General features: G+C 36.8%; 22 protein-coding genes. 14 read left to right on the plus strand and 8 right to left on the minus strand.

What is annotated here, in order from left to right; genetic code table 11:
- Positions 1–228: 228 nt before the first annotated feature.
- Positions 229–1,443, minus strand: a complete 1,215-nt coding sequence (locus H592_RS0104565; RefSeq protein ID WP_028867738.1) for a pyridoxal phosphate-dependent aminotransferase — start codon at positions 1,441–1,443, stop codon at positions 229–231.
- Positions 1,444–1,649: 206 nt separating this feature from the next.
- Here H592_RS0104565 and H592_RS0104570 point away from each other — a divergent pair, with 206 nt between their 5' ends.
- The 5 genes from H592_RS0104570 to H592_RS0104595 all read left to right on the plus strand — a co-directional run bounded on the left by H592_RS0104570 (position 1,650) and on the right by H592_RS0104595 (position 8,073).
- Complete coding sequence (locus H592_RS0104570; protein ID WP_028867739.1) at positions 1,650–2,576, plus strand: LysR family transcriptional regulator; 927 nt, start codon at positions 1,650–1,652, stop codon at positions 2,574–2,576.
- Between the two features lie 271 nt (positions 2,577–2,847).
- Positions 2,848–4,095 (plus strand): molybdopterin molybdotransferase MoeA, encoded by a 1,248-nt coding sequence (gene moeA, locus H592_RS0104575; RefSeq protein WP_028867740.1) that lies wholly within the window; start codon positions 2,848–2,850, stop codon positions 4,093–4,095.
- 388 nt (positions 4,096–4,483) lie between these two features.
- A complete protein-coding gene (aroG, locus tag H592_RS0104585; protein ID WP_156916070.1) occupies positions 4,484–5,536 on the plus strand; it encodes a 3-deoxy-7-phosphoheptulonate synthase AroG in 1,053 nt (350 codons plus the stop codon).
- Positions 5,537–5,692: 156 nt separating this feature from the next.
- Positions 5,693–7,093 carry a cobyric acid synthase gene (locus H592_RS0104590; RefSeq protein WP_037070911.1) on the plus strand — a complete coding sequence of 467 codons (1,401 nt, stop codon included), beginning with the start codon at positions 5,693–5,695 and terminating at the stop codon, positions 7,091–7,093.
- A gap of 2 nt (positions 7,094–7,095) precedes the next feature.
- Positions 7,096–8,073 (plus strand): Solitary outer membrane autotransporter beta-barrel domain, encoded by a 978-nt coding sequence (locus H592_RS0104595; protein WP_028867743.1) that lies wholly within the window; start codon positions 7,096–7,098, stop codon positions 8,071–8,073.
- 99 nt (positions 8,074–8,172) lie between these two features.
- Here the strand turns inward: H592_RS0104595 and pdxH are convergent, their stop codons facing one another.
- The gene (pdxH, locus tag H592_RS0104600; protein WP_028867744.1) at positions 8,173–8,826 is read right to left on the minus strand and encodes a pyridoxamine 5'-phosphate oxidase; all 654 of its coding nucleotides are present in this window, start codon (positions 8,824–8,826) and stop codon (positions 8,173–8,175) included.
- A 224-nt stretch (positions 8,827–9,050) separates the two neighbouring features.
- Here pdxH and H592_RS0104605 point away from each other — a divergent pair, with 224 nt between their 5' ends.
- The 4 genes from H592_RS0104605 (at position 9,051) to H592_RS0104620 (ending at position 10,979) form a co-directional block, all read left to right on the plus strand.
- On the plus strand, positions 9,051–9,617 hold the full coding sequence (locus H592_RS0104605) for an elongation factor P hydroxylase (protein ID WP_028867745.1): 567 nt from the start codon (positions 9,051–9,053) through the stop codon (positions 9,615–9,617).
- A gap of 47 nt (positions 9,618–9,664) precedes the next feature.
- A complete protein-coding gene (locus H592_RS0104610; protein ID WP_028867746.1) occupies positions 9,665–10,114 on the plus strand; it encodes a low molecular weight protein-tyrosine-phosphatase in 450 nt (149 codons plus the stop codon).
- A 7-nt stretch (positions 10,115–10,121) separates the two neighbouring features.
- A complete protein-coding gene (locus H592_RS0104615; RefSeq protein WP_028867747.1) occupies positions 10,122–10,526 on the plus strand; it encodes an acyl-CoA thioesterase in 405 nt (134 codons plus the stop codon).
- Positions 10,527–10,685: 159 nt separating this feature from the next.
- On the plus strand, positions 10,686–10,979 hold the full coding sequence (locus H592_RS0104620; RefSeq protein ID WP_028867748.1) for a PilZ domain-containing protein: 294 nt from the start codon (positions 10,686–10,688) through the stop codon (positions 10,977–10,979).
- 92 nt (positions 10,980–11,071) lie between these two features.
- Here H592_RS0104620 and H592_RS23155 read toward each other — a convergent pair whose 3' ends face one another.
- Entirely contained in the window at positions 11,072–11,881 is an 810-nt protein-coding gene (locus H592_RS23155) for a 4'-phosphopantetheinyl transferase family protein (protein ID WP_169727639.1), read from the minus strand.
- A gap of 239 nt (positions 11,882–12,120) precedes the next feature.
- Complete coding sequence (locus H592_RS0104630) at positions 12,121–12,423, minus strand: DUF496 family protein (RefSeq protein WP_028867749.1); 303 nt, start codon at positions 12,421–12,423, stop codon at positions 12,121–12,123.
- Positions 12,424–12,689: 266 nt separating this feature from the next.
- Here H592_RS0104630 and H592_RS0104635 point away from each other — a divergent pair, with 266 nt between their 5' ends.
- Positions 12,690–14,069 (plus strand): PhoH family protein, encoded by a 1,380-nt coding sequence (locus tag H592_RS0104635; protein ID WP_028867750.1) that lies wholly within the window; start codon positions 12,690–12,692, stop codon positions 14,067–14,069.
- A gap of 230 nt (positions 14,070–14,299) precedes the next feature.
- On the opposite strand, the gene H592_RS0104640 is transcribed toward H592_RS0104635, so the two are convergent.
- A complete protein-coding gene (locus tag H592_RS0104640; RefSeq protein ID WP_028867751.1) occupies positions 14,300–15,214 on the minus strand; it encodes an AEC family transporter in 915 nt (304 codons plus the stop codon).
- Positions 15,215–15,771: 557 nt separating this feature from the next.
- Between H592_RS0104640 and H592_RS0104645 the strand changes: the two genes are divergently transcribed.
- The gene (locus H592_RS0104645; RefSeq protein WP_028867752.1) at positions 15,772–16,296 is read left to right on the plus strand and encodes a phosphoribosyltransferase; all 525 of its coding nucleotides are present in this window, start codon (positions 15,772–15,774) and stop codon (positions 16,294–16,296) included.
- A gap of 229 nt (positions 16,297–16,525) precedes the next feature.
- Here H592_RS0104645 and H592_RS0104650 read toward each other — a convergent pair whose 3' ends face one another.
- The 3 genes from H592_RS0104650 to H592_RS0104665 all read right to left on the minus strand — a co-directional run bounded on the left by H592_RS0104650 (position 16,526) and on the right by H592_RS0104665 (position 19,412).
- Entirely contained in the window at positions 16,526–17,722 is a 1,197-nt protein-coding gene (locus H592_RS0104650; protein WP_028867753.1) for an MFS transporter, read from the minus strand.
- A gap of 453 nt (positions 17,723–18,175) precedes the next feature.
- On the minus strand, positions 18,176–18,793 hold the full coding sequence (locus H592_RS21490; protein WP_051368983.1) for an RNA methyltransferase: 618 nt from the start codon (positions 18,791–18,793) through the stop codon (positions 18,176–18,178).
- A 259-nt stretch (positions 18,794–19,052) separates the two neighbouring features.
- Positions 19,053–19,412, minus strand: a complete 360-nt coding sequence (locus H592_RS0104665) for a DUF2750 domain-containing protein (protein WP_028867754.1) — start codon at positions 19,410–19,412, stop codon at positions 19,053–19,055.
- Positions 19,413–19,605: 193 nt separating this feature from the next.
- On the opposite strand from H592_RS0104665, the gene H592_RS0104670 reads away from it, so the two are divergent.
- The 3 genes from H592_RS0104670 (at position 19,606) to H592_RS0104680 (ending at position 22,617) form a co-directional block, all read left to right on the plus strand.
- Complete coding sequence (locus tag H592_RS0104670) at positions 19,606–20,796, plus strand: site-2 protease family protein (protein ID WP_028867755.1); 1,191 nt, start codon at positions 19,606–19,608, stop codon at positions 20,794–20,796.
- A 179-nt stretch (positions 20,797–20,975) separates the two neighbouring features.
- Positions 20,976–21,419 carry a YbaY family lipoprotein gene (locus H592_RS23160; protein WP_051368985.1) on the plus strand — a complete coding sequence of 148 codons (444 nt, stop codon included), beginning with the start codon at positions 20,976–20,978 and terminating at the stop codon, positions 21,417–21,419.
- Positions 21,420–21,513: 94 nt separating this feature from the next.
- Positions 21,514–22,617 carry an ISAs1 family transposase gene (locus H592_RS0104680; protein ID WP_028867145.1) on the plus strand — a complete coding sequence of 368 codons (1,104 nt, stop codon included), beginning with the start codon at positions 21,514–21,516 and terminating at the stop codon, positions 22,615–22,617.
- The last annotated feature ends 27 nt before the right edge of the window (positions 22,618–22,644 follow it).

Below are 22,644 nucleotides of genomic sequence, written 5' to 3' on the forward strand. Positions count from 1 at the left end.
CAATGGGAGTGAAATGATAATGATTAGTGATGAGAAGGTTATTGTTACATTATTGAGTACTTATGTATTTTGTCTGCCTACTTTTACCGCTACTGAAGATAGCCATTAGATCCCGCTACTACAATTCATTATGTGTACATGCGCTGTGCCTTTTAGAACAATGATTATCAATGCTATTCAAAAAGGCACTTACATTTTGGGAGCAATTAACCTGTAATAGTATTGATTTTACTGGCTATAGCCTTCTAAGAAGCTACCTATTTTTTTGATCGCAATAGCCATTTCATCAACGCGAGGCAGACAAACGATACGGAAATGATCGGGCTTGTGCCAATTAAATCCGGTTCCCTGTACAATTAGTATTTTTTCTTCAACTAATAAATCCATGGCAAAACGTTGGTCATCTTTAATATTAAAACGCTTTTGATCTAATTTAGGAAAAAGATATAATGCCCCATTGGGCTTAGTACAGCTAATACCCGGAATATCATTTAATAATTTCCAAGCCGTTTGTGTTTGGTCGTATAAACGCCCACCTGGCACTGTTAATTCATTAATACTTTGGTAGCCACCCAATGAAGTTTGTATTGCGTGTTGCATTGGCACATTGGCACACAAACGCATACTGGCTAAAATTTCTATGCCTGAAATATAATCACGTGCTTGTTTTTTAGCACCACTGATCATCATCCAACCTACTCGAAATCCACATACGCGATAGGCTTTAGACAAACCATCAAAGGTCACAATCAAAATGTCATCGGCTAAGGTTGCAAGCGGAATATGAACTGCATCATCATAGACAATTTTTGAGTAAATCTCATCGGAAAAAACAATTAAGTTGTGTTGACGTGCCAACTCAACTATTTGCTCTAATAACTCTTTACTATAAACAGCACCGGTTGGATTGTTTGGATTAATTAACACGATGCCTTTAGTACGAGAGGTGATTTTTGATTTAATATCGTCGATATCTGGAAACCAGTCTGACTCCTCATCACAAATATAATGAACGGCTTTACCACCTGATAGATTCGCAGCCGCAGTCCATAATGGATAATCTGGTGCAGGCACTAATATTTCGTCACCATTATTAAGCAAACTCTGCATCGCCATTACAATTAACTCGCTGACACCGTTACCAATATAGATATCGTTTGTATCTAAAGATAATAAACCTTTCGCTTGGTAGTGCTGCATTACCGCTTTGCGTGCAGAAAATAGACCTTTACTATCACAATACCCCTGGCTATTTGGCAAGTTTTTGATCACGTCCATTAATACTTCTTCTGGGGCTTCAAAACCAAATTGGGCAGGGTTACCTATGTTCAATTTAAGAATGCGTTGACCTTCGTCTTCTAATTTCATCGCTTGCTTTAATACTGGTCCTCGAATGTCATAACAGACGTTATCTAGTTTGTTTGAACGAACAATTGAATACATTTAAACCCCTTAAACCCTAATTTTCATAATGCTTTTGATATTGGGTTAAAGTACCTCATCTCAATGCGTTAGTGAAGATGAAATAAAAAATATGTGGGGATAAATGCAATTGATGGTGAATTTAATTCAATTAATAATATAAAAGCTTTAATATAATTAATTATTAAAATAGAATTTCAACTTCTTTGCTTTTGTTAGGACAAAATATGATTGAATTTAAACACTTAAAAACATTATCAGTATTAAGTAAAGCAGGGAGTTTAGTAGAAGCTGCAAAACAGTTACATTTAACCCAGTCAGCGTTATCACATCAGCTTAAAGAATTAGAACAACGCCTTGATTGTTCACTATTTATTCGTAAATCGCGTCCGATCCGTTTTACTATTTCTGGGCTCCGTATATTAGAACTTGCAGACCAAGTGTTGCCTCAAATTCGTCAAGCAGAACGGGATCTTTCGCGTTTCGCTTCCGGTGATGCAGGGCGTTTACACATGGCAATTGAGTGTCATTCCTGCTTTCAGTGGTTAATGCCCGCCATTGATAAGTTCAGGGATAGTTGGCCAGAGGTAGAATTAGACTTTTCCAGTGGTTTTAGTTTTTTACCATTACCGGCATTAAAGCGAGGTAATTTAGACTTAGTAGTAACCTCAGATCCACAACAAATTCCCGGCATCACTTATATTCCATTATTTAGTTACCAATGTATGTTGGCGTTAAGTCGCCACCATCGCTTGGCAAACAAAACCTACATCGACGCTGAAGATCTGAGCGAAGAAACATTAATTACTTACCCTGTTGAAAAAGAACGATTAGATATTTTTAATGGTTTTTTAATGCTGGAAGGCGTATCGCCAGCCAATATTCGTCATGCAGATATGACCTTGATGATGTTACAACTAGTGGCAAGTGGCCGTGGTGTTGCCGGTTTACCCGATTGGGCATTATTTGAGTATTTACAAAAAGATTACGTGGTTGCTCGTCGTTTAGGCAAAGAGGGCGTCTGGAAAACCTTATATGCAGCAGTACGAGAAGAACAACAGTCTTTAGCATTTATTGAGGATTTTATCTCAACGGCTATCGATAGTTGTTTTGAAAACTTGAAAGGAATAAAAATGCCTTGCTCAATTTACTAGGTGAACCATTATAGTTTTAGGGTTAAGAGCTTAGAGCTTAGAGCTTAGAGTTAAGCTAGTAGGTTTAAAATTAAAAACAAGGATATTACAGGGATGGATTTGACAGCATTTTTTAACCTGTAAATAAATGAATGAAAAATAAACACTTAACATCCTTTATTCAGTTTAATTGATCTAAAAGGCATTTATTTCAGTTGTTCAATTGCACGGGACTGTAGAAAAAGACACAATAAAATTACTGCTATTTAACTAATTAAAAGAGTAACCCGATATGAGTTGTTGTGATGTAAAAGGCTTGATGCCGCTCTCTGATGCACTACAAAAGATGCAAGCGTCCCTCACTAATGTGTGTGAGAAAATCGTTTTACCTTTGCCTGAGGCGCTAGGTTTTACGCTGAGTGAAAATATAACTTCAGAAAAAAATGTCCCTGCATTTAATAATTCTGCAATGGATGGTTATGCATTACATGCTAGCGATTTAAAAAATTGTGATACGGATAATCCCGTGCACTTGACCCAAATTGGAAAATCGTTTGCGGGTGCACCTTTTGCCGGTAAAACGCCTAAAGGCAGTTGTATTAGAATAATGACCGGTGCCGTTGTGCCTGATGACCTAGATTGTGTGGTGATGCAAGAACGCACTGTGGCAGAAGGTAAACAAATCACCTTCAACCACGCACCTAAACAACATAATAATGTACGTTTTGCTGGAGAAGATTTAAGTATTGGTCAAGCAGTATTACAACAGGGGCATAAATTAACACCTCGTGACATTCCATTACTTGCTTCATTAGGTATTGCTACCGTTGCTGTATACCGTCAATTAAAAGTGGCGGTTTTATCCTCGGGTGACGAATTAACAAGTTTAGGTGAGCCATTACAACAAGGGCAGATATACGACACTAATCGTTATAGTATTATGGCTTTATTATCACGTTTAAATGTTGAAATAATTGATTTTGGTATTATCAAAGATGATTATGAAGCCATTAAACAGGCGATGGTCAGTGCTGATCAACAAGCTGATGTTGTGATCACTAGCGGTGGTGTATCTGTTGGTGAAGCAGATTTCATTAAAGAAGTGCTCAATGAAATTGGTGAAATCGGTTTTTGGAAACTGGCTATTAAGCCCGGAAAACCATTTGCCTTTGGGAAGTTGAAAAACAGTGTCTTTTTTGGGTTGCCAGGAAATCCCGTTTCAGCTATCGTGACTCTATACCAATTAGCAGTGCCAGCAATGGCAAAAATGAGTGGTGAAGTCGTTAAACCCGCTATTCGCTTCAATGCAATCTGTACCGATACATTGTCTAAAGCACCAGGAAGAACTGATTTTCAGCGCGGGAACTATTCTGTCAATGAACAAGGCCAATTAGTTGTTAATACAACCGGTAATCAAGGCTCTGGTGTGTTTAGTTCAATGAGTCTGTCAAATTGCTTTATTGTGCTTGAGCAAGACCGTGGCAATATCAGCGTAGGTGAAACAGTGGTGATTGAACCGTATAGTCCTCTGATGGATTAATACGTTTAAAATGCCACCAATATAACGATAAAAAAGACCAACGCCATTAATCATGTGGAGCAAGTAGCATTGGGGGAGATAAGCAAGTTTTAAGGCTATATTTTATAGCTTTTGGTGGGGTAATACAGTTAACCCATGAAAAGAGGAACAATCATAAACAATGAAGTTTTTAGTGATTATGCCATTTATAAAAATGTTAGTAGCTTGCTTGTTTATTTACTCCGATAAAGTTGATTATTATAAACAACATCGTTGCTTGATTATTGATGGTATTGGTACAAAAAATACAAAGGCATAAAAGAGACTTATATCCGTAAATGCAACGGGTATATTTAATGAAAAATATATTAAATACTAACTATAAGCACAATGATGTGCCTCAGGAAAAATTATGATCAAAACAGATGACGTGAATATAACTGCAATTAAAGAACTATTACCCCCTATTGCGCTTTTAGAGAAATTTCCAGCTACATCTGCAATCAGCCATACGGTTTCTGATTCACGTAAAGCAATTAGCAAAATTTTAAGTAACCAAGATGACCGTTTATTAGTGATCATCGGACCATGTTCAATCCACGATACAGAAGCAGCACTTGATTACGCAGCAAAATTAATGCCGTTACGTGAAAAATATAAAGACTCTTTAGAAGTAGTAATGCGCGTTTATTTTGAAAAACCACGTACGACTGTTGGTTGGAAAGGTTTGATCAATGATCCTGAAATAAACGGTACGTTTAATATTAATAAAGGCTTACGTAAAGGTCGTAAACTTTTATTGGATATTAATGCAATGGGCTTACCTGCTGCGACTGAATTTTTAGATATGATCACACCGCAATATGTTGCTGATTTAATGACATGGGGCGCAATCGGAGCGCGTACTACAGAGTCACAGGTTCACCGTGAATTAGCCTCTGGTTTATCTTGCCCAGTTGGCTTTAAAAATGGTACAGACGGCACTATTAAAGTGGCCGTTGATGCAATTGGTGCTGCTAATGCTTCTCACCACTTTTTGTCTGTTAATAAATTTGGTCATAGTGCAATTGTTGAAACAGCAGGTAACCCTGACTGTCACATTATTTTGCGTGGCGGTAAAGCGCCTAACTATAGCGCTGAAGACGTTGCCGCTATCAAAAAAGATCTTAAAAAATCAGGATTAACTGAAACATTAATGATTGATTTCAGCCATGCAAACTCAGAGAAAAAATTCGAAAATCAAATGAAAGTTTGTACCGATGTTTGTGGTCAAATTGCAGCGGGTGACCGTGCAATTTCAGGTGTTATGGTTGAAAGCCATTTAGTAGAAGGTCGTCAAGATCTATGTGAAGGTGTTACGCCTACTTACGGTCAGAGTATTACTGATGCATGTATTGGTTGGGATGCAACTGAGACGTTATTAGCACAATTATCTGAGGCTGTTATCGCTCGTCGTGGTTAAGGACGTGTTAACGCTTATTTAAAGCACTGTTTAGACAGTGCTTTTTTTTGTCTTTTAAACTTAATCCCAAGCAAATACCCACTTGGTTTTAGATAATTGACGGAGTCGTTTGTGATTTTTATTCTTAATTTATGAGACTATTTGCAAGTGAGTGAAATGACAGTACCACAAAAACCGATTATGATTTTAGGCTGTACCAGTGATGCGGGTAAGTCGTTGATCGTGACGGCTATTTGCCGATTATTAGCTAATAGAGGTATCAGTGTTGCGCCTTTTAAAGCACAAAATATGAGCAATAATGCCGCTATTACTGAAGACGGATTAGAAATAGGGCGAGCGCAATATCTGCAAGCATTGGCTGCTAAAGCGAAACCATCAGTATTAATGAATCCTATCCTATTAAAACCAAGTGCCGACACATTTAGCCAAGTGATTGTGAATGGCAAGGTCGATACTGAAATTTCCAATATGCCGTGGATGGCAAGAAAAAAACTATTATGGCCAAAAGTCATACAGTCACTTGAATCGTTACAATCACAATACCAACAGGTTGTGATTGAAGGGGCTGGTAGCCCCGCAGAAATAAACTTGCGCGAAGGCGATATCGTTAATATGAGTGTTGCATTAGCTTGCCAAGCAGATGTATACCTTGTTTCAGATATTGATCGCGGTGGATCTTTTGCTCATTTATTGGGTACTTGGGCATGTTTAGCTGAAGAAGAACAAAAACTGATCAAAGGGTTTGTATTGAATAAGTTTCGAGGTGACCCTAAGTTGTTAGGTAATGCAATGGACTGGTTAGAGGAAAAAACTGGTATTCCTACTGTCGCTAACTTGCCTTATCACCGCCATCAATTACCCGAAGAAGATAGCTTTAGGTTAGGCACAACTTGGCAACAGGGCGCAATTAATGTTGCACTGATATATTATCCCTATGCATCCAATATGGATGAGTTTGATGCGTTAATTTATCAAGATGATATTAACTTAGTTCCAATACAGTTAAATCAAGATTTATCCGTTTTTGATGCTGTTATTTTACCCGGTAGTAAAAATAGTGGTAAAAGTCTGCATTTTTTACAACTAACAGGGCTAGACAAGACCATTAAGACATTTGCAGAGAGTGGCAAATTAGTACTTGGTATTTGTGGTGGTTTACAAATATTAGGGGATGAAATTAAAGATCCTTTGCAATTAGAAGATGGTGACAAAAGGGCACTTGGTTTAATTGGGCTAACAACAACCCTCGCACCTAATAAGGCAACACAGCAGAGAAATATAGATTGGTTAGGGCAAAGTATAGAAGCATATGAAATTCACCATGGTGCAAGCCAACTATTAAATGATGCAGTAACTCCTTTTATCAGTGATAATATTGGCTGGCAACAGGGTAATATTTATAGCTCTTATTTACATGGATTATTTGACAATGCTGTCTTTTATAATTGGTTTATGCAACAGCTCGGCGCAGCACAAAATGGTATTAGTTGGAAAGCACATGTTGATAAAGAATTGGATAAATTAGCATTAATGTTTGAACAGCATGGGTGGTTGTAGTCTTGTATTTTAATCGTTATTTAAAAATTATTTCCCCATTAATTTTTGCATCTAGCTTAACGGCGCCTGCTTATGGTGAATCATTAGGTGTTGCAGTGCGTTCAGTAGAGCAGGCATTGGCGATTGCTACGCTGATGTCCGACAGTGAAGCACTTACTTTTGGGTTTGCAAATGTAGATTTAGAAGTTGAAGATCCAGGCTTTGGGAACGAAAAAAGCACCAACCTTAAAAATAGCTTGGACGTGTTTGTGATCCCTTATACCTGGGATTTAGAGCCTAAAAGTAAAGCTTGGGATCATGCTATAACGATACGTGCTTTTTACATTGCTTCTAAACGAGACAGCCAGTTATTTAGTGAAGTGAGTGATAAATTAAAGCAAAATACCTATGGAATTTACGGTAATTATTCTCAGTTTTACCACGTTACTGATCAATGGTATGTCACTTCAGCCTTAGGTGCACACCTCAGTTATTATAAGAACTCTTACTCTTACGGCGATGGTTTTCCAGAAGAAACAAAAGCAGAATTGGATAATATTGCATTCAATGTCACCACCTTGGCCTTAATTGCTGAACCAGAAGTAGGCATTGGGTATGAAAGAGATGAGCAATGGGGAAAATGGCGAGCACATAATCAAATCAATTACATTTATGGTCATGGTCTCTCTGGTTCAATTGATAAACCAAGTAGTATTAATCCTGAAGGATGGCGTATTACCAACGGGGTTGAGTTTACAGTTAACGTACCTGAATTATGGGGGGTTAATGACTTTATCACGGTCGACTTTAAGCGAATTGATTTAATGGGCGACTTAGAGGCCATGGCTGATAATGGCTACTATTATGAAACCACTGTCGGTTGGGTAATAGATACCCAAGATAAAATTCCATTTTTGGACAACATCGGGATTGGACTATCAGTTAATTATGGCAGTTCAATCAGTGGTGCGACCTTAGTACTGTATTGGAATGAAGAATAACCTTATGCTTTGATCTTATTACTTTGCTCACAAATAATGATTGTAAGCAAAGCAACATGGCTAACAAACCTGTCTAAGGCTTGAGTTAGGAGCTAATGTTTATGGGTTAAGACGAGTAATAGCCCATTTACCATCTATATTTTTATATACAAAGCGATCATGTAAACGGTCCGCTTTACCTTGCCAAAATTCTATTGATTCTGGAATAACTCGGTAACCTCCCCAAAATTCAGGCAATGGTACTGGTTCACCTTTAAACTTTTCTTCATAATATTTAACGGTATCGACTAATGTTTGGCGCTCATTAAGTTCTTGGCTTTGTCTTGAAGCCCATGCACCTATTTGACTACCGCGGCCACGAGAATGGAAATAATCTTCAGATTCTTGATGGCTAACTCGCTCAATTCTACCCTCTATGCGCACTTGGCGTTGTAACATATTCCAATGAAATAACAGAGCAGCAAAGGGGTTTTGTTCTAATTCGCCTGCTTTTCTACTGCTGTAATTAGTAAAAAACACAAAACCCTGTTGATCCACTTCTTTTAATAACACCATACGAGATGAAGGACGACCTTCGCTAGTAGCAGTTGAAACAGACATTGATTCAGGCAATACAATACCCGTTTTTTCCGCTTCTTTTAACCACTCCTTAAAAAAAGCAATAGGGTCGTTAGTAGTGGTTAATGCTTTATTTTCAATTAAAACACCTTGCCCCAAGGTGAATGCACAACGAAGTTTAGTGAGTAATGACATAGCGTATCTTAATTAGTTAGATTGAAAGAGAGCTGAAGTGTATAATTTGTATTTAACCTTGTCGAACTTAATGTCTTTTTCCTGATAACTAAGTTTGAACATTTATCCCTTTATTAATTAAACACATTAATGATAAGTAAATGCTGGCGTTCATGATCTCACTTGCGCTTGTTTTTATTGCTCATTATTGAAGTCACATACAATTGAACGAGAATTTTTAGTGCATGCCTAAGTTTTTTAATGAAGCATTTTCAAGCGAAGATATTATTAATATCTTTAATCAAACCTTTTACACTTCTCACCAGACTAAATTAGTACTGGGTGGCAATGAACCACTATACCAACCCGCTAATGAACAATGCGATCACCACCAAATCATTTTTGCCCATGGTTACTTTTCCAGTGCTCTTCATGAAATAGCACATTGGTTAGTTGCTGGTGATAAACGCCGCTTACAACTTGATTATGGTTACTGGTATGAACCCGATGGGCGTGATCAACAACGGCAAGCTGAATTTGAAAAGGTTGAAATAATGCCTCAAGCTATTGAATGGGCATTATCAGTGAGCTGTGGGCTTGAGTTCGATGTCAGTAGTGATAACCTAAGTGGTATTGTTATCAACCGTTTAGCTTTTAAACAAAAAGTATATCAACAAGTATTAAAGCTATTAAGTAATGGCTTTTCAGCACGCACTAATACCTTATTATTAGCATGTCAGCAGCACTATAGAACACCTGATTTAAGTGTTGAAGATTTTGAATACCAAGGTATGTATCAATTAGTGAATTAAATAAGAATTTTTAAAATTAGTTATTACTTGAATTTTAGAGGCTCAACATGAAAATATTAATCGTTTGTCTAGGTAATATCTGTCGTTCCCCAACAGCTGAAGCAGTGCTAAGGGCAAAAGCTAAAATGCGTGAGATTGATATTGAAGTCGATTCTGCGGGCACTGCTGATTATCATCAAGGTAAAGGACCGGATAGTAGGGCCAAGAAGACAGGTGAGAAGCGTGGATACAGTTTTCGAGGGATTACTTCTCGTCCTGTCACAATTGAAGACTTTGCCTACTTTGATTATATTTTGGCTGCAGATAAACAAAATAAATACGATTTATTAGCACGTTGTCCATTACAATTTAAAACCAAAGTGGATCTGTTCTTAAGCATGACCGAAGTTCAAGAAACTGAAATTCCAGATCCCTATTACGGTGGCGAGCAAGGTTTTGAATTAGTATTAGATCTGTTAGAAACCGCCAGTGACCAATTATTAGATAAAATAAGTTAATCAATCTATGAGCAATAAAACCTACCACCATGCTGTGCAAATTTATTATGAAGATACCGACCACTCTGGCGTGGTATATCACCCAAATTTTTTAAAGTATTTTGAACGTGCTCGTGAACACGTCATCGATAGTCAAGTACTTAATAAGTTATGGAATGAACAAGGGATCGGTTTTGCTGTTTACAAAGCAAATATGATTTTTCAAGATGGGGTGGAGTTCGCTGAAGTCTGTGATATTCGTACTCACTTTGAAATTGAAGGTAAATATAAAACAGTGTGGCGTCAGGAAGTTTGGCGACCTAATGCAGTTAGACCCGCTGTGATTGGTGATATTGAAATGGTCTGTCTGGATAAAAACAAACAACTTCAACCACTACCATTAGCTATTATTAATTTATTAAACAAAGTGTGATCAAAGTTTCTAATACTGATTTAATGCTTAAACTTTTTCGTTGATCTCACTTTATAGGTAAAAATTTATATCAATGTTATCTTTCTCCCAAACAGCATGGATTATACTTGCGAAAATATTTTTTATAGGTAATTTTGTGATTTTATAAAGGAGAGGAATATGTATTTTGCACAAAATGATCAACGATCATTTCATAGAATGGAACTTAACTTACCTATTAAGATCATTAAAGGTGAGATTGAATATGCAGGAATTTGTATCGATTTAAGTAGTACCGGAATGCGTATTTCTTTTTCTGCTGACTTGCTAAAAACGGATGATACGGTTCATATTCAATTGAACACCGGTGATGAACGTTTTCCTCCCCTTGATGCAGAAGCTAAATTAATTCGTGTGACTGAAATTGGACCTAGTAATTATACTGCCGCTGTTGAGTTTTTATCATTAACTTAATAACGACCCATTGCCTATCGTATGTTTATTGCGGTTAGTATTGATGCTTATTAATAAGCTCTGGATCATAGTGATTGATTTATAGGTATTCATTAAATGCCAAGTAAAGAAGTCGCATCGCGATAAACAATAGTTTGATTAAGTTTACTTGAACGACAGATAGACATGGTTTGTTGTTTAAAAGAAGTGTGATAAAACTGCCACGGTGCATCTTTACTCAAGGGATAATGTGAATTGAAATTTATTGCAATGTTATCCTTTAAACTCAATTGTTGAATATCGTTCGCCACGTATTCTGATGCTTCACTTTTGTCACTAGGCGCGATGCCCGTAAAGCTAAAATAAAACGTATCTAAACCTAAACTAATCCCTACACCCGTTGCTTTTACGAAGGCTTCTTTCAATGTCCAACATCTGAAAAATTGTTGCTGTTGTTCCATTCCAGTTAATTTACTTAACTGTTGATGTTCTTGTGCTGCAAAATAACGTTTAGTTATCGTCGGAATATTAACTTTACGCAGTGGATTTTCAATATCACAACCAACTTCATCGCCAACACATACTGCCATAATAATGAGCTGATTATTATGGCTTAGGTTAAAGCGTATATCATTGTTGTTATTAATCAGTGCTGGTTTACCCTGTGAATTACGGACAAATTGTAATGCAATGGGTGAACTATTTGTATAGTGAGATAAGACTAAGCGACATAATGAGCGTGTAATTAAGGCAGTATGTTGAGCCACTTTATGCTTATATTTTAACAATTTTTCATATTCTTCTGTTGTCAGCAGACTAGTTAAAAACGTGATTGATTGTTCAGACAACTGGGTAGGGTCAATAGACCATAAATCAATATGATCAGTTTTTAAGGTACGAAAATTTGAAGTAAAAGTATCCACGGAGTAGACCTGTTTGATAAAGGCAAGCATTCTATAGCTTATTAACTCTTAGCTTAGCATAAAAAAATTCAGCTTAGGATAAACAACCTCAGCCCTCATTTCGAAATATACAGCTAACATACCATGATTAATGACTAGAGAGCGGTAACACATTGGTCACTAAAACTAGTTAACTTGCTTTACTAGAAATGAAAAAAGATAGCTAAGCTATCTTTTTTCCGGTCAAGCCAACAAGTTATTTATTTAGTTGGTTCTGGACGCTTGAATGAATTAATTTTCTTATTCACTTCACGACGTTCTTTAGATAATTCAGCACCTGTGATGATATGGTCATCAACACGATCTTCGTAATCTGACTGCATATTCTTGATGATATTAACGATATCTTCGTGCGTCATGCTAGGTGTGATGTATTCAGATAAGTTTGTTAATAGATCAACACGTTTGCGATTATCACGGATTTTCTTTTCATTATCAATGATTTCACGCTTTAACTTATTTTTACGGCGTGTATTTTTTACTAATTCTAGAACGTTACTCATTTATGACACCTTTTGATTTATATACTTAATGACAGTTACATAATAACAAATAGATCTATTCGTTAAAATCAATTAAGAAATTAATGATTTATATTAATAACTTAATTATACGCAGCATAAACATTTACGAAACTGATTTTTTGATTTAAATGTCGAAAATTGCAAATTATTAGAAGTAACAATAATTTATTGTAATTAATGACTCTGTAATAAAAATGTCATCCTCAGCTGTTTATATGAAAGTTCACTTACCTGAGGAGCAAAATATGATGGACGTTGTACGTAAATACTATCTACTTGATACGAACGTTTTATTACATGAACCTTTAGCTATTTATTCCTTTCAAGAACACAATGTTGTTATTCCTATGACGGTTTTAGAAGAGTTAGATCGCATTAAAGATAGACAAAAAGATGTCAGTCGTGATGCTCGAGTGGCGATCCGCTGTTTAGAAAAACTATTCCAAGATGCAAGTTCTGAACAAATTTCACAAGGAGTCGCAATTGATCATAAAGGTATGCTCTTAGGGGGAGTGATTTCTATTTTTGCTGATCACCATGCTTCTTTTATGCAAGAAGCTTTCTCTGAAGATGAGCCGGATAATCGAATTATTAATGCTGCTTTATATCTGCAACAAAGCAAAGCCCCTGCAAAAGTCGTATTAGTGACCAAAGATATTAATATGCGCTTAAAGGCAAAAGGAGCTGGGCTTAAATGTGTAGAGGATTACCGAACTGACCAACTGATTGATGATGTGCATTTATTGAGTAAAGGTTATCAAGAAGTGGAGGGGGCGTTTTGGGAAAATATAAAGCAGTGTGAAACCTTCAATCGTGGTGAAGATACCTACCATCAATTAACCTCTGATAAAATAAACGATCCCTATCCGAACCAGTATATTGTGGATGATAAGTCTCAATTTGTTGGTAAAGTGACGGATCATCTTAAAGATAATATTGAGTTATTAGATATCGGTTTTGAACGTTTAATGGGACAGCAAGCTTGGGGAATTAGCCCTAAGAATATTTATCAAGGCATGGCGCTTAATGCACTCTTAGATCCAACCGTAGACTTGGTGATTTTAACTGGGCCTGCCGGCTGTGGAAAAACATTATTAGCGGTGGCTGCTGCGTTAGAACTTGTTATTGAAAAGAAGCAATATGACAAAATAATTGTAACACGCAACACCCCCGATGTGGCTGAAAATATCGGTTTTTTACCTGGTACAGAAGAAGAAAAAATGATGCCATGGCTAGCTTCTGTTACCGACACTTTGGAAGTCTTACATAAAAATGATAATTGCAGTGCAAGTTCAGTAAACTACATCATGGATAAAGCGAATATACAGTTTAAGTCGGTGAATTTTATGCGTGGGCGAAGCATTCAAAACAGTTTTGTTTTACTTGATGAGTGCCAAAACCTAACCGCCTCACAACTTAAAACTATTATCACTCGCTGTGGAGAGGGCACTAAAATTGTATGCTCTGGTAATTTAGCACAAATCGACAGCAATTATTTAACCCCTGTCACTTCAGGTTTAACTTATATTGTTGAGCGTTTTAAACAATTCGAAGGCAGTGCAAATATCTACCTTAATGGTGTGATCCGTAGCCGTTTAGCAGAGTTTGCTGAAGAACATTTGTAATAATAAACAACGCTCTTCATACCGTTAGTTATGTAGAATATGTAATTCCGTATTTTGGTACGGAATTATTTTGTTTATTCACATGATTAAGGTTTTAGTTTGATATTTAACAGATTCTCTGGTTTGCTAGTTGTGAATATACCAATTTAGAGGAAGTGGCATTCGTTACAGACGTCTCTCCGTTTGCCTTCAGTGAGCCCCTTTCAATGAACCTGTCTACATCGCCTATTTTAAAGTAACAGCATACCTAACAGTGGCATGAGAATAAACGCGAGTAAGGTTTGCATAGTGATAATGGAAGCCATTGATTCGATATCTCCTCCTAATTGTCTAGCTAATATATAAGAAGAGGGAGCGGTAGGCGTTATAAACGCAATAAGTAAAACGGCTGCTGCAACGCCATTAAGGCCAGTATAGGTTATGAGCGCGACTGCGATTAATGGCTTTAACCCAAACTGTATAAGTGATGAGCATACAATCGCTTTGAAGTGGCCATTGATGGATTCTGGTTTTAAGGCCGCTCCAACAGCTAATAGTCCAAAAGGTAAGGCTGCACGTCCTACTATCTCTAGGATATCTCCAGCAATACTTGGTACGCCGATACCACTTAAACTTAAAAACCAACCAATAGTACAACCGATAATCAGTGGATTAAACATAATTGATTTTATAAATTGTAATGTGCCAGTAATTGAGGATTTTCCCCAAATAACAAAAATCGATATACACCAAAGATTAATCAATACGATCATAAACCCCGCGGCGACAGAGCTCATTGCCACGCCCGTTGCGCCATACAAACTTTGCGCAATGGCAAAGGCTATGTAGGTGTTGAAGCGAATGCCACCTTGGAATATTGATGTAAAACTTGCATTGTCTTTTGTTAGTTTAGGACGCAACAGTATTAATAAAATGGCAGAGATGGTTAAGGTACCAAATATAACCAATAGCATTAGAACCCAAGGCATACCTGCAATAGATTGCTGCCCAAGTGTTCTAATCAGTAGGGCGGGAAACAGCACAAAATAGGTGAGCTTTTCTATACCAGGCCAAGTATCTTCAGGTAAGAACTTAGTGCGCTTTAAAACAAATCCAAGAATAATAAGCGCTATTATGGGAATTAGTGTGTAAATAAAAGTTATCATTGTTTGCTCATTATCAGTTTGATTTATAAATTATTACTTGAATTCAAGAAATAAAAAAACGACTAGGTAAGTTTTTGGCTGTGGTGATGTCACGATATCTTCTGTTACTTTAGATTATTTATTTCACGCCAATTATTTGATTATACATTTCTCAGTTTACATTTTTTTTTGACATAAAGGTTAGTTTATAAGCCATTTTAGTAACAAATTATGCCACTGTTTTTAAACGATAAGTTGAGGTTGATTTTCATAGCACCAGCACTGATGTTGTTCGTGAGATATTTACAATATTGCCCTGTAGCTGAATGATACTAAGGCCTATTACACCATTTATAATTGAGCTTTTTAATCTTTCCTATCTTTTGTGTTGATCTATGATCACTTATTAAATTTGTTTAGGGGGAATGTAATATGATCGACCAGTTACAACAAAATAAAAGTAATACTCAAACATTTTATGACATGATACAAACATAATTAATATTTTCTATAAATTTACTATTTGTATGGCTAAGTGTCATTACAAACAGTTGTTTAGGCATTGTGAAGGAAAAACAATGAACACATTACATATTGGTGAGTGCATACTTGATACTGAACAAATTAAACGGGGCGTGAGTGACGTTGCGTTGCAATTAAACCAAAAATTTAATAATGAAAGTGTGGTTGTGATCACCGTGGTACCAGGGGGAATATTATTCACTGCAGACTTAGTACGTGAATTAAAGTTTGATATTAGTATGGATTATATTTCCTGTTTACATACACCTGAAGATAGAAATAATAGCTCAGAGATTATATTTCATCATAATATTGATCTACAAAACCAACATGTTGTATTGATTGATGATGCCATTGAATCTGGTGGCACCATGAAACGAATCTGCCAGTTTCTAACGGATAATTTTAGACTTAATTCTTTATCGATTGCTACACTTTTTGTTAAACCGGGGCGAGCTGTGATTCCGATTGAACAATACTACGCTGTCGAAATGGACAATGATGATTTGCTGGTGGGGTATGGCTTACCTTGGCGGAATAAGTGTCGTAATATTCCCTATATCTCAAAATTGATTAAATGATTCGATAGCTGAAAAAATTCAAAACAAGTGTAAGTAAAGCTTAAGTCCAAAGGTCTTGTTGCTAATAGCTTTGTTGTTAATAACTTTCTTGCCAATTAAGATCGGGGATATGTTTGACAAGATTAAAACTAAAGTACAGAGAAGCAATGTTTACATAAAAACAGAGTCGGCAGATAAACCAACTCTGTTTTTGCGAAACCTTAATACTAAATAGCCCGAAGTATTAAGACTAAATAGAAACGGTTAGTTTGTTTTTGGTATTTAATTGCATGTAACTTAATGCCCACATAATAAATCCACCAAAAAATAAGCCTGCAGCAACATAACCAGTTTGGTTGGGTTGCGCACCCTGTGCAATGGCCATTCCTCCTACCCAAGGCCCGATAGCATTCGCCACATTAAATGCACATTGAACTAGTGCTCCAATCATGGCATGCCCATCGGGTGATACATCCATTAATAATGTTTGAATCAAAGTAGCTAAACCAATACTGCAACCAATTAAGAAAATAATGGCGTATAACTGCCAAATATTATGGCTCGCGTTGACGTAAGCAATGGCAAAAATAATCGCGCAAATTAAGCTTAAGCCAGTGGCTTTGATAGCTGAAACATCAGCCGCTTTACCCAAGAAATAATTACCTAAAGTACAACCGATACCGAACATCACCATGGCAATCGAAATAGTGTAAGCAGGTGTTTGAGTAACATCTAAGATAGTGTCAGCAATGTAGGTATAAATACAAAATACGCCCCCAAAACCAATGATCACAATGCCTAGAATTGACCATACTAATTTATCTTTTAATACACTGAATTCATTGATCAAGTTAGACGGTTTACTGTTGTCGATGTTAGGTACTACTTTATAAACAAACACTAATGCAATCAGTGATAAAACGGATGCGCCACCTAGGCAGTATCGCCAGCTTAGGTTTTGTCCAACTAAAGTGACTAATGGCACGCCAACTATAGTTGCAATGGTTAATCCCATAAATATTTTAGACATAAAAGAAGCGCGTTTCCCCTTTGGGGCAATATCGGCCGCTAATAGTATCGCAGCGCCAAAATATGCACCGTGCGGTAAACCACTGAGAAAACGGAAAATTATTAGTTGGTTTAATGAGTTTGATAGGGCGCTTAATCCGTTGGCAATAAACATTAATGTTAAGAAAATAAGCAATGCTTTACGTTTGCGCATGTTGGCAGTGGTTAGCATTAAGATAGGGGCTCCGACTACAACACCCATAGCATAAGCACTTATGGCGTATCCTGATTGTGTAGGGGTCACATTAAAGGTTTCACTGATTAAAGGCAGCATTGGCATCATAGAAAATTCGGTTAAGCCTAAAATAAAGGTGCCTAACGCCAATACGAACATAATTGCAGTTCGATTTAATGGTTGTGTTGTGTTAGAAAAAGTCATGAATATCCTTGCGGAGATGCTTACTTACGACATTCATCAATTTATAGAAGCACTGCTTGTGAACTCAATTGATAGAATGTTAAAAGTAATGATGTAATAAAGCGCGTATGTTAAATCTTAATGTGATCTTAGTCACCTATAACATGTATTTTATTGCAATCTTTTTTCTAGAAGAGTTGGTATTTGGCTGTTGTATATTTCAGTATTAGGAATTAGACGAAACAAGGCAATTAAACTATCAAACATTACTTAAAGGTATAAACGTGCTTAGAAGTTGTTAAGCCTTTAATCGCAGTATTTCGAGTAACTAGATTTCACTTAATCGTTGAACTCAGTGTAAAGGACGATAAGCAGTTGATAGCGGAGTACCTTCTGCTCATTATATGATTGGTGAGCTTGCCAATCAGCCTGTCAATCATTTTGAAAATGACTTGTTAAAAGTATTAAGCTGTACTATTTACTGGCATTTAATTTTTCTAGCTCAAGCCTTTTTGCTTCCTTTATTGCATTCTTTTGATACTTTAATTCTTTTACTTTAATCTTATTGTTTCTATCACGACTTTTTTTAATTAAATCGTTATCTAACTGATGTTGCTGCGATTTGGCTAGTTTATCGTATAAGACCACATTGACCGAGGCTGCTAAATTCATACAGCCTATAGTGGGAATATAAACCACTGCATCGGCTTTATTAATCACCTGTTGTTTAATGGTGCCATCTTCAGGGCCAAATAAATACATCGCATTTTCTGGGTGTTCAAAGTTCGGTAACGGGATTGCACCTTCAATTAAATCCACGCAAACTAACTTCATGCCTGGTTCTAACGCGGTTAATAGATCTTCATAATGCACTAAAGGAACTATTTCATGTACTTTTTGCGTATCTGCGGCTAAACGTACTGCTCGATTAAAACGATCACCGGAATAAACTACTTTTTGTGCGTCATAACAACCTGCTGCGCGCATAGCGCCGCCAACATTGGATGAACTTTTGGGGTTCGTGAGGGCAATAATAGTGCGCGCTGTTGACTCTGTTGGCGATGTTACTGACGCTGTTTTATTTTCTGACATAACTTTATAACCATAACTTTTATGTAGTCACATTTGAACATGTTAAATGGGGATATAAGCGGAAACAATAGTCTGTTTGACTATTAAACTGCTAGTTTAATAGTGTTATTGACTGTCTCGGTTTATTTTAAATTGCAGTGTCTTGTCTAAGCGTGCTTGCTTATTATAAGGCACTGCATATGTTTTTGACTTAAAACTAAATGTTCAATATTAAATATTTTATGCGGCTTGCAACTGCTAAAACATCCAATACAAAAAACTATAGTGCTTCGATTTGACCAAGTGATTCTGTAAATTCAGATAAACCTAACTCGATATCATCTTCATCACCTACCCAGTTAAGACCAACAATCACATCGTCTTCAACTAAGTCTTCAAGCCAAAATTCGAACCACTCCGCTAGTGGAATCGAAGCTGGTACATAATCTTCCCATTCTTCAATACAATGTATTTTTGCAAGTGCTTCAGAAGACCACAGTGGCATTACTTCAGTTTCTTCGTAATTCATTGAGTCCATCACAACCCAATCACCACTCGCTTTGTCTTGCAGTGCCCATAAAAGTTGACTTTCTTTAACGTCATCTTGGAATTTTTCTAATGCGGCTGTGTTTTCGGTCATGGTACTTCTCTCTTATCATGAAATGGTGAAACTAAAAACGCTTAGTATACGGGTTAAGTCAATAATTGATAGTGACAAATAGTGACGTTTTTTTACCCTCTTAGCTTGTCTATTTTTGTTCAATGAAGGTTAACGGCTATAGGTTGTTGTTTTTATTTCTGGCATAATCGCGCTGACTTTAAAAGGAAAAATCATGGAATTATTGCAATTAACACATTTTGGAAAAACATTAAGACTCGAAGCATCGATGGCAGGGTGGCAACAATTGTATTGGGGCGACCAAATTGTTTCGCAAATTAGTGCCAGTGAATTTGCACAGGGTAAACGTTCTCACCAATTTGAAATGCGTCAACAGAGTGTCCCTCAGGAAACAGTACAAGATCGGTTGTCTTTGGATAAAGCGGGTTCAAATAACGAAACATTCGATGATGCGCAATCAGACAATGACCTAGAGCAATCTAATGTGCATATCATTATTTGTCAGTTAGATGTTGACGTTGTTTGGCAGCCTTTTTTAGTGAGTTATTCGTTTTATGTTGATCAACAGTTGGTCGCTCAAGCTTCACGTAATGAAAAAGATATTGAGCAACAAACACCGGTTAAAGTGGTTGCTGACCCTAAAAAATTAAGTCTGATAGGAATAGGCTCTTTAGCACTGAAGTTATTTAAGAGTGTAAAATTGATTAAAGTCGTGCTCGCTGGAGCGAGTATTGCTGCTTATAGTTGGTTCTTTTCTTTTCAATTTGCCGCGGCATTGATTGCTTGTTTAGTTTTCCATGAATATGGTCATATTCGTGCAATGCAATACTTTGGCATGAAAACTAAAGGCATCTATCTTATTCCTTTTGTTGGCGGGCTTGCGGTTTCCGATGAGAAAATTAATACCCGTTGGCAAGATGTTGTTATTTCAATCATGGGGCCCACCTTTGGTTTAATCATGTCGATAGTTTGTGTGATTATTTATTGGCTCACAGATAGTGAATTCTTTGCGGGATTAGCAGCGTTCAATGCACTGTTAAATTTGTTCAATTTATTACCTATTCTGCCGCTTGATGGAGGACATATTTTAAAAAGTATTAGTTTTTCAATGAACAGTAAAGTGGGATTGTTAGCGTGTGTGTTAGGTGCCGCCGCAGGTGTCTTTATTAGTTATGCATTGGGCTTAGCATTATTAGGTTTTATGCTATTAATAGGCAGTGTAGAAATAGTGTTTGAATGGAAAGCACGTTTTAATAGTCACTTATTACCATTAGATCGCTACGGTCAAGTATTTTCAGCCGCTTGGTATTTATTAACCGTTGCTGCATTAATTGGCATTATTTTTTACTTTGCTAAAACAGGCGACAAATTATTATCATTACCACTGATGATCTTAGGCAGCTAATTGCTAACCCACATAAATTATAACTAATCCGCGAAGCATTATTTTTGTGGATTGGTTAACTTATGATGCAAGGTATGGATGTTAGCTAGGTATTTATTATGTAGCTAATGTAACTAGTTAGCCTCTTTAATGCCTGTTTATATCCATTGTTTGTGAATCAAGTTTAAAAGGTAAATAGTATGTTTAATTGGAAAATCGTTACACTTTTTTTTGCCCTCATTGCTGTTAGTGCTTGTAGTTCGCATTCAAAAAACAAAAAGAAAGTTGAAATAAATGATGATTTAAATAATACCGAATTAACGATATCTGGGGCTGTTATTGATCATGGGCCACAATTTTTAGCAGAAAACGCGCAGTTAATTATTAAGCTAGAAGATACCTCAAAACAAGATGTGGTATCGGTAACCATCGCACAGCAAACCATTCATTTAAGCGCTCCGTCACCATGGCCATTTATATTAACTTATGACCCTAAAAAGCTTGAAAAAAACGGTCGTTATGTTTTACGGGCCAGTGTCGAAGTAGGGGGGAAGTTACGCCTGATTAATCGTAGTAATACATTAGCATTTAACACACCTGAGCCAATTAATATTGTTGTGTCTGCAATTCATTTGCAAAAATAAACCCAGTGTCTAACCAGATAGCAGGGCAAGATCATACTTTAATTGACGGATAATTATTAGTTATGATCTAATAGATGATTTTAGGTTATAGCTAATGGCATTTATCGATCATTTTACTTCTCTTGAAGATTCTCGCTCTCATATCAATAAAAAACATGAATTAATCGACGTCATGTTTCTTACCGTTGTCGCTATTCTATCTGGTGCAGAAGGATGGAAAGATATTAAACAGTTTGGGGATAGCAAGCTGAATTGGTTACGAAAATTTAGACCCTTTGAAAATGGGATCCCTGTTGATGACACAATCGCCCGTATCATCAGTGCTATCGAGCCCTCTTCATTACTAACTTGCTTTATGAGCTGGGTTAATGAAATACGAGAAGATAATGGTCAGTCGATAATCGCATTCGATGGTAAAACCCTTCGTCATTCTTTTAATGGAGAGAGGAAAACGGCACTTCATAGCGTATCAGCTTATGCTGTTGAGCAAGGTCTTGTGTTGGCTCAATGTAAATCTAAAAGTAAAAAGAATGAGGTCTCTACAGTCATGGAGTTGATTGAAATACTGGAATTAAAGGGCAGTATTATCACGGCTGATGCGATGCATTGTTTGAAGAAAGTGGCTTCAGCAGTCGATAAAAAAGGTGGGGATTACGCGTTACAAGTTAAAAATAATCAAGGAAAATTAGCAAGAGAAATAAAGGCCTACTTCCACAAAACGTATCGAGATAACCTGCAACAGATAGAAGCAAATAGCGTTACCATAATAAATGATGGGCATGGTCGCATTGAGTCTAGGCGTTACACCCAACTTCCGGTTACTGAGTGGATGGAAGAGCGAAAAGGTTGGGCTAATCTCAATACGGTTATCGAAGTTGAGAGAACGCGAATAATCAAAGAAGAAGAGACAACTGAAATATCCTATTATATTAGCTCACTGGAAGTAGATTTAGCTCAGATATCTAGAGTAATTAGAGGGCATTGGGCGATTGAAAATTCGTCGCATTGGGTACTCGATATGACTTTTAAGGAAGATGAATCACGAATTCGTCGGGGAGACGCGCCTGAAAATATGGCAACTTTCAGGCGATTTTCTATGAATTTAGCACGATTAAGTCCAATAAAAGATAGTATTAAAGGCAAGCTTAAGCAAGCCGGGTGGTCTGATGAAGTTAGAGAAAAAATCATATTCGGCTAATTATTGAACAAGTATGATTTTGCCCTG

The organism is Psychromonas arctica DSM 14288 (assembly GCF_000482725.1).
Classification (GTDB): Bacteria; Pseudomonadota; Gammaproteobacteria; order Enterobacterales; family Psychromonadaceae; genus Psychromonas; species Psychromonas arctica.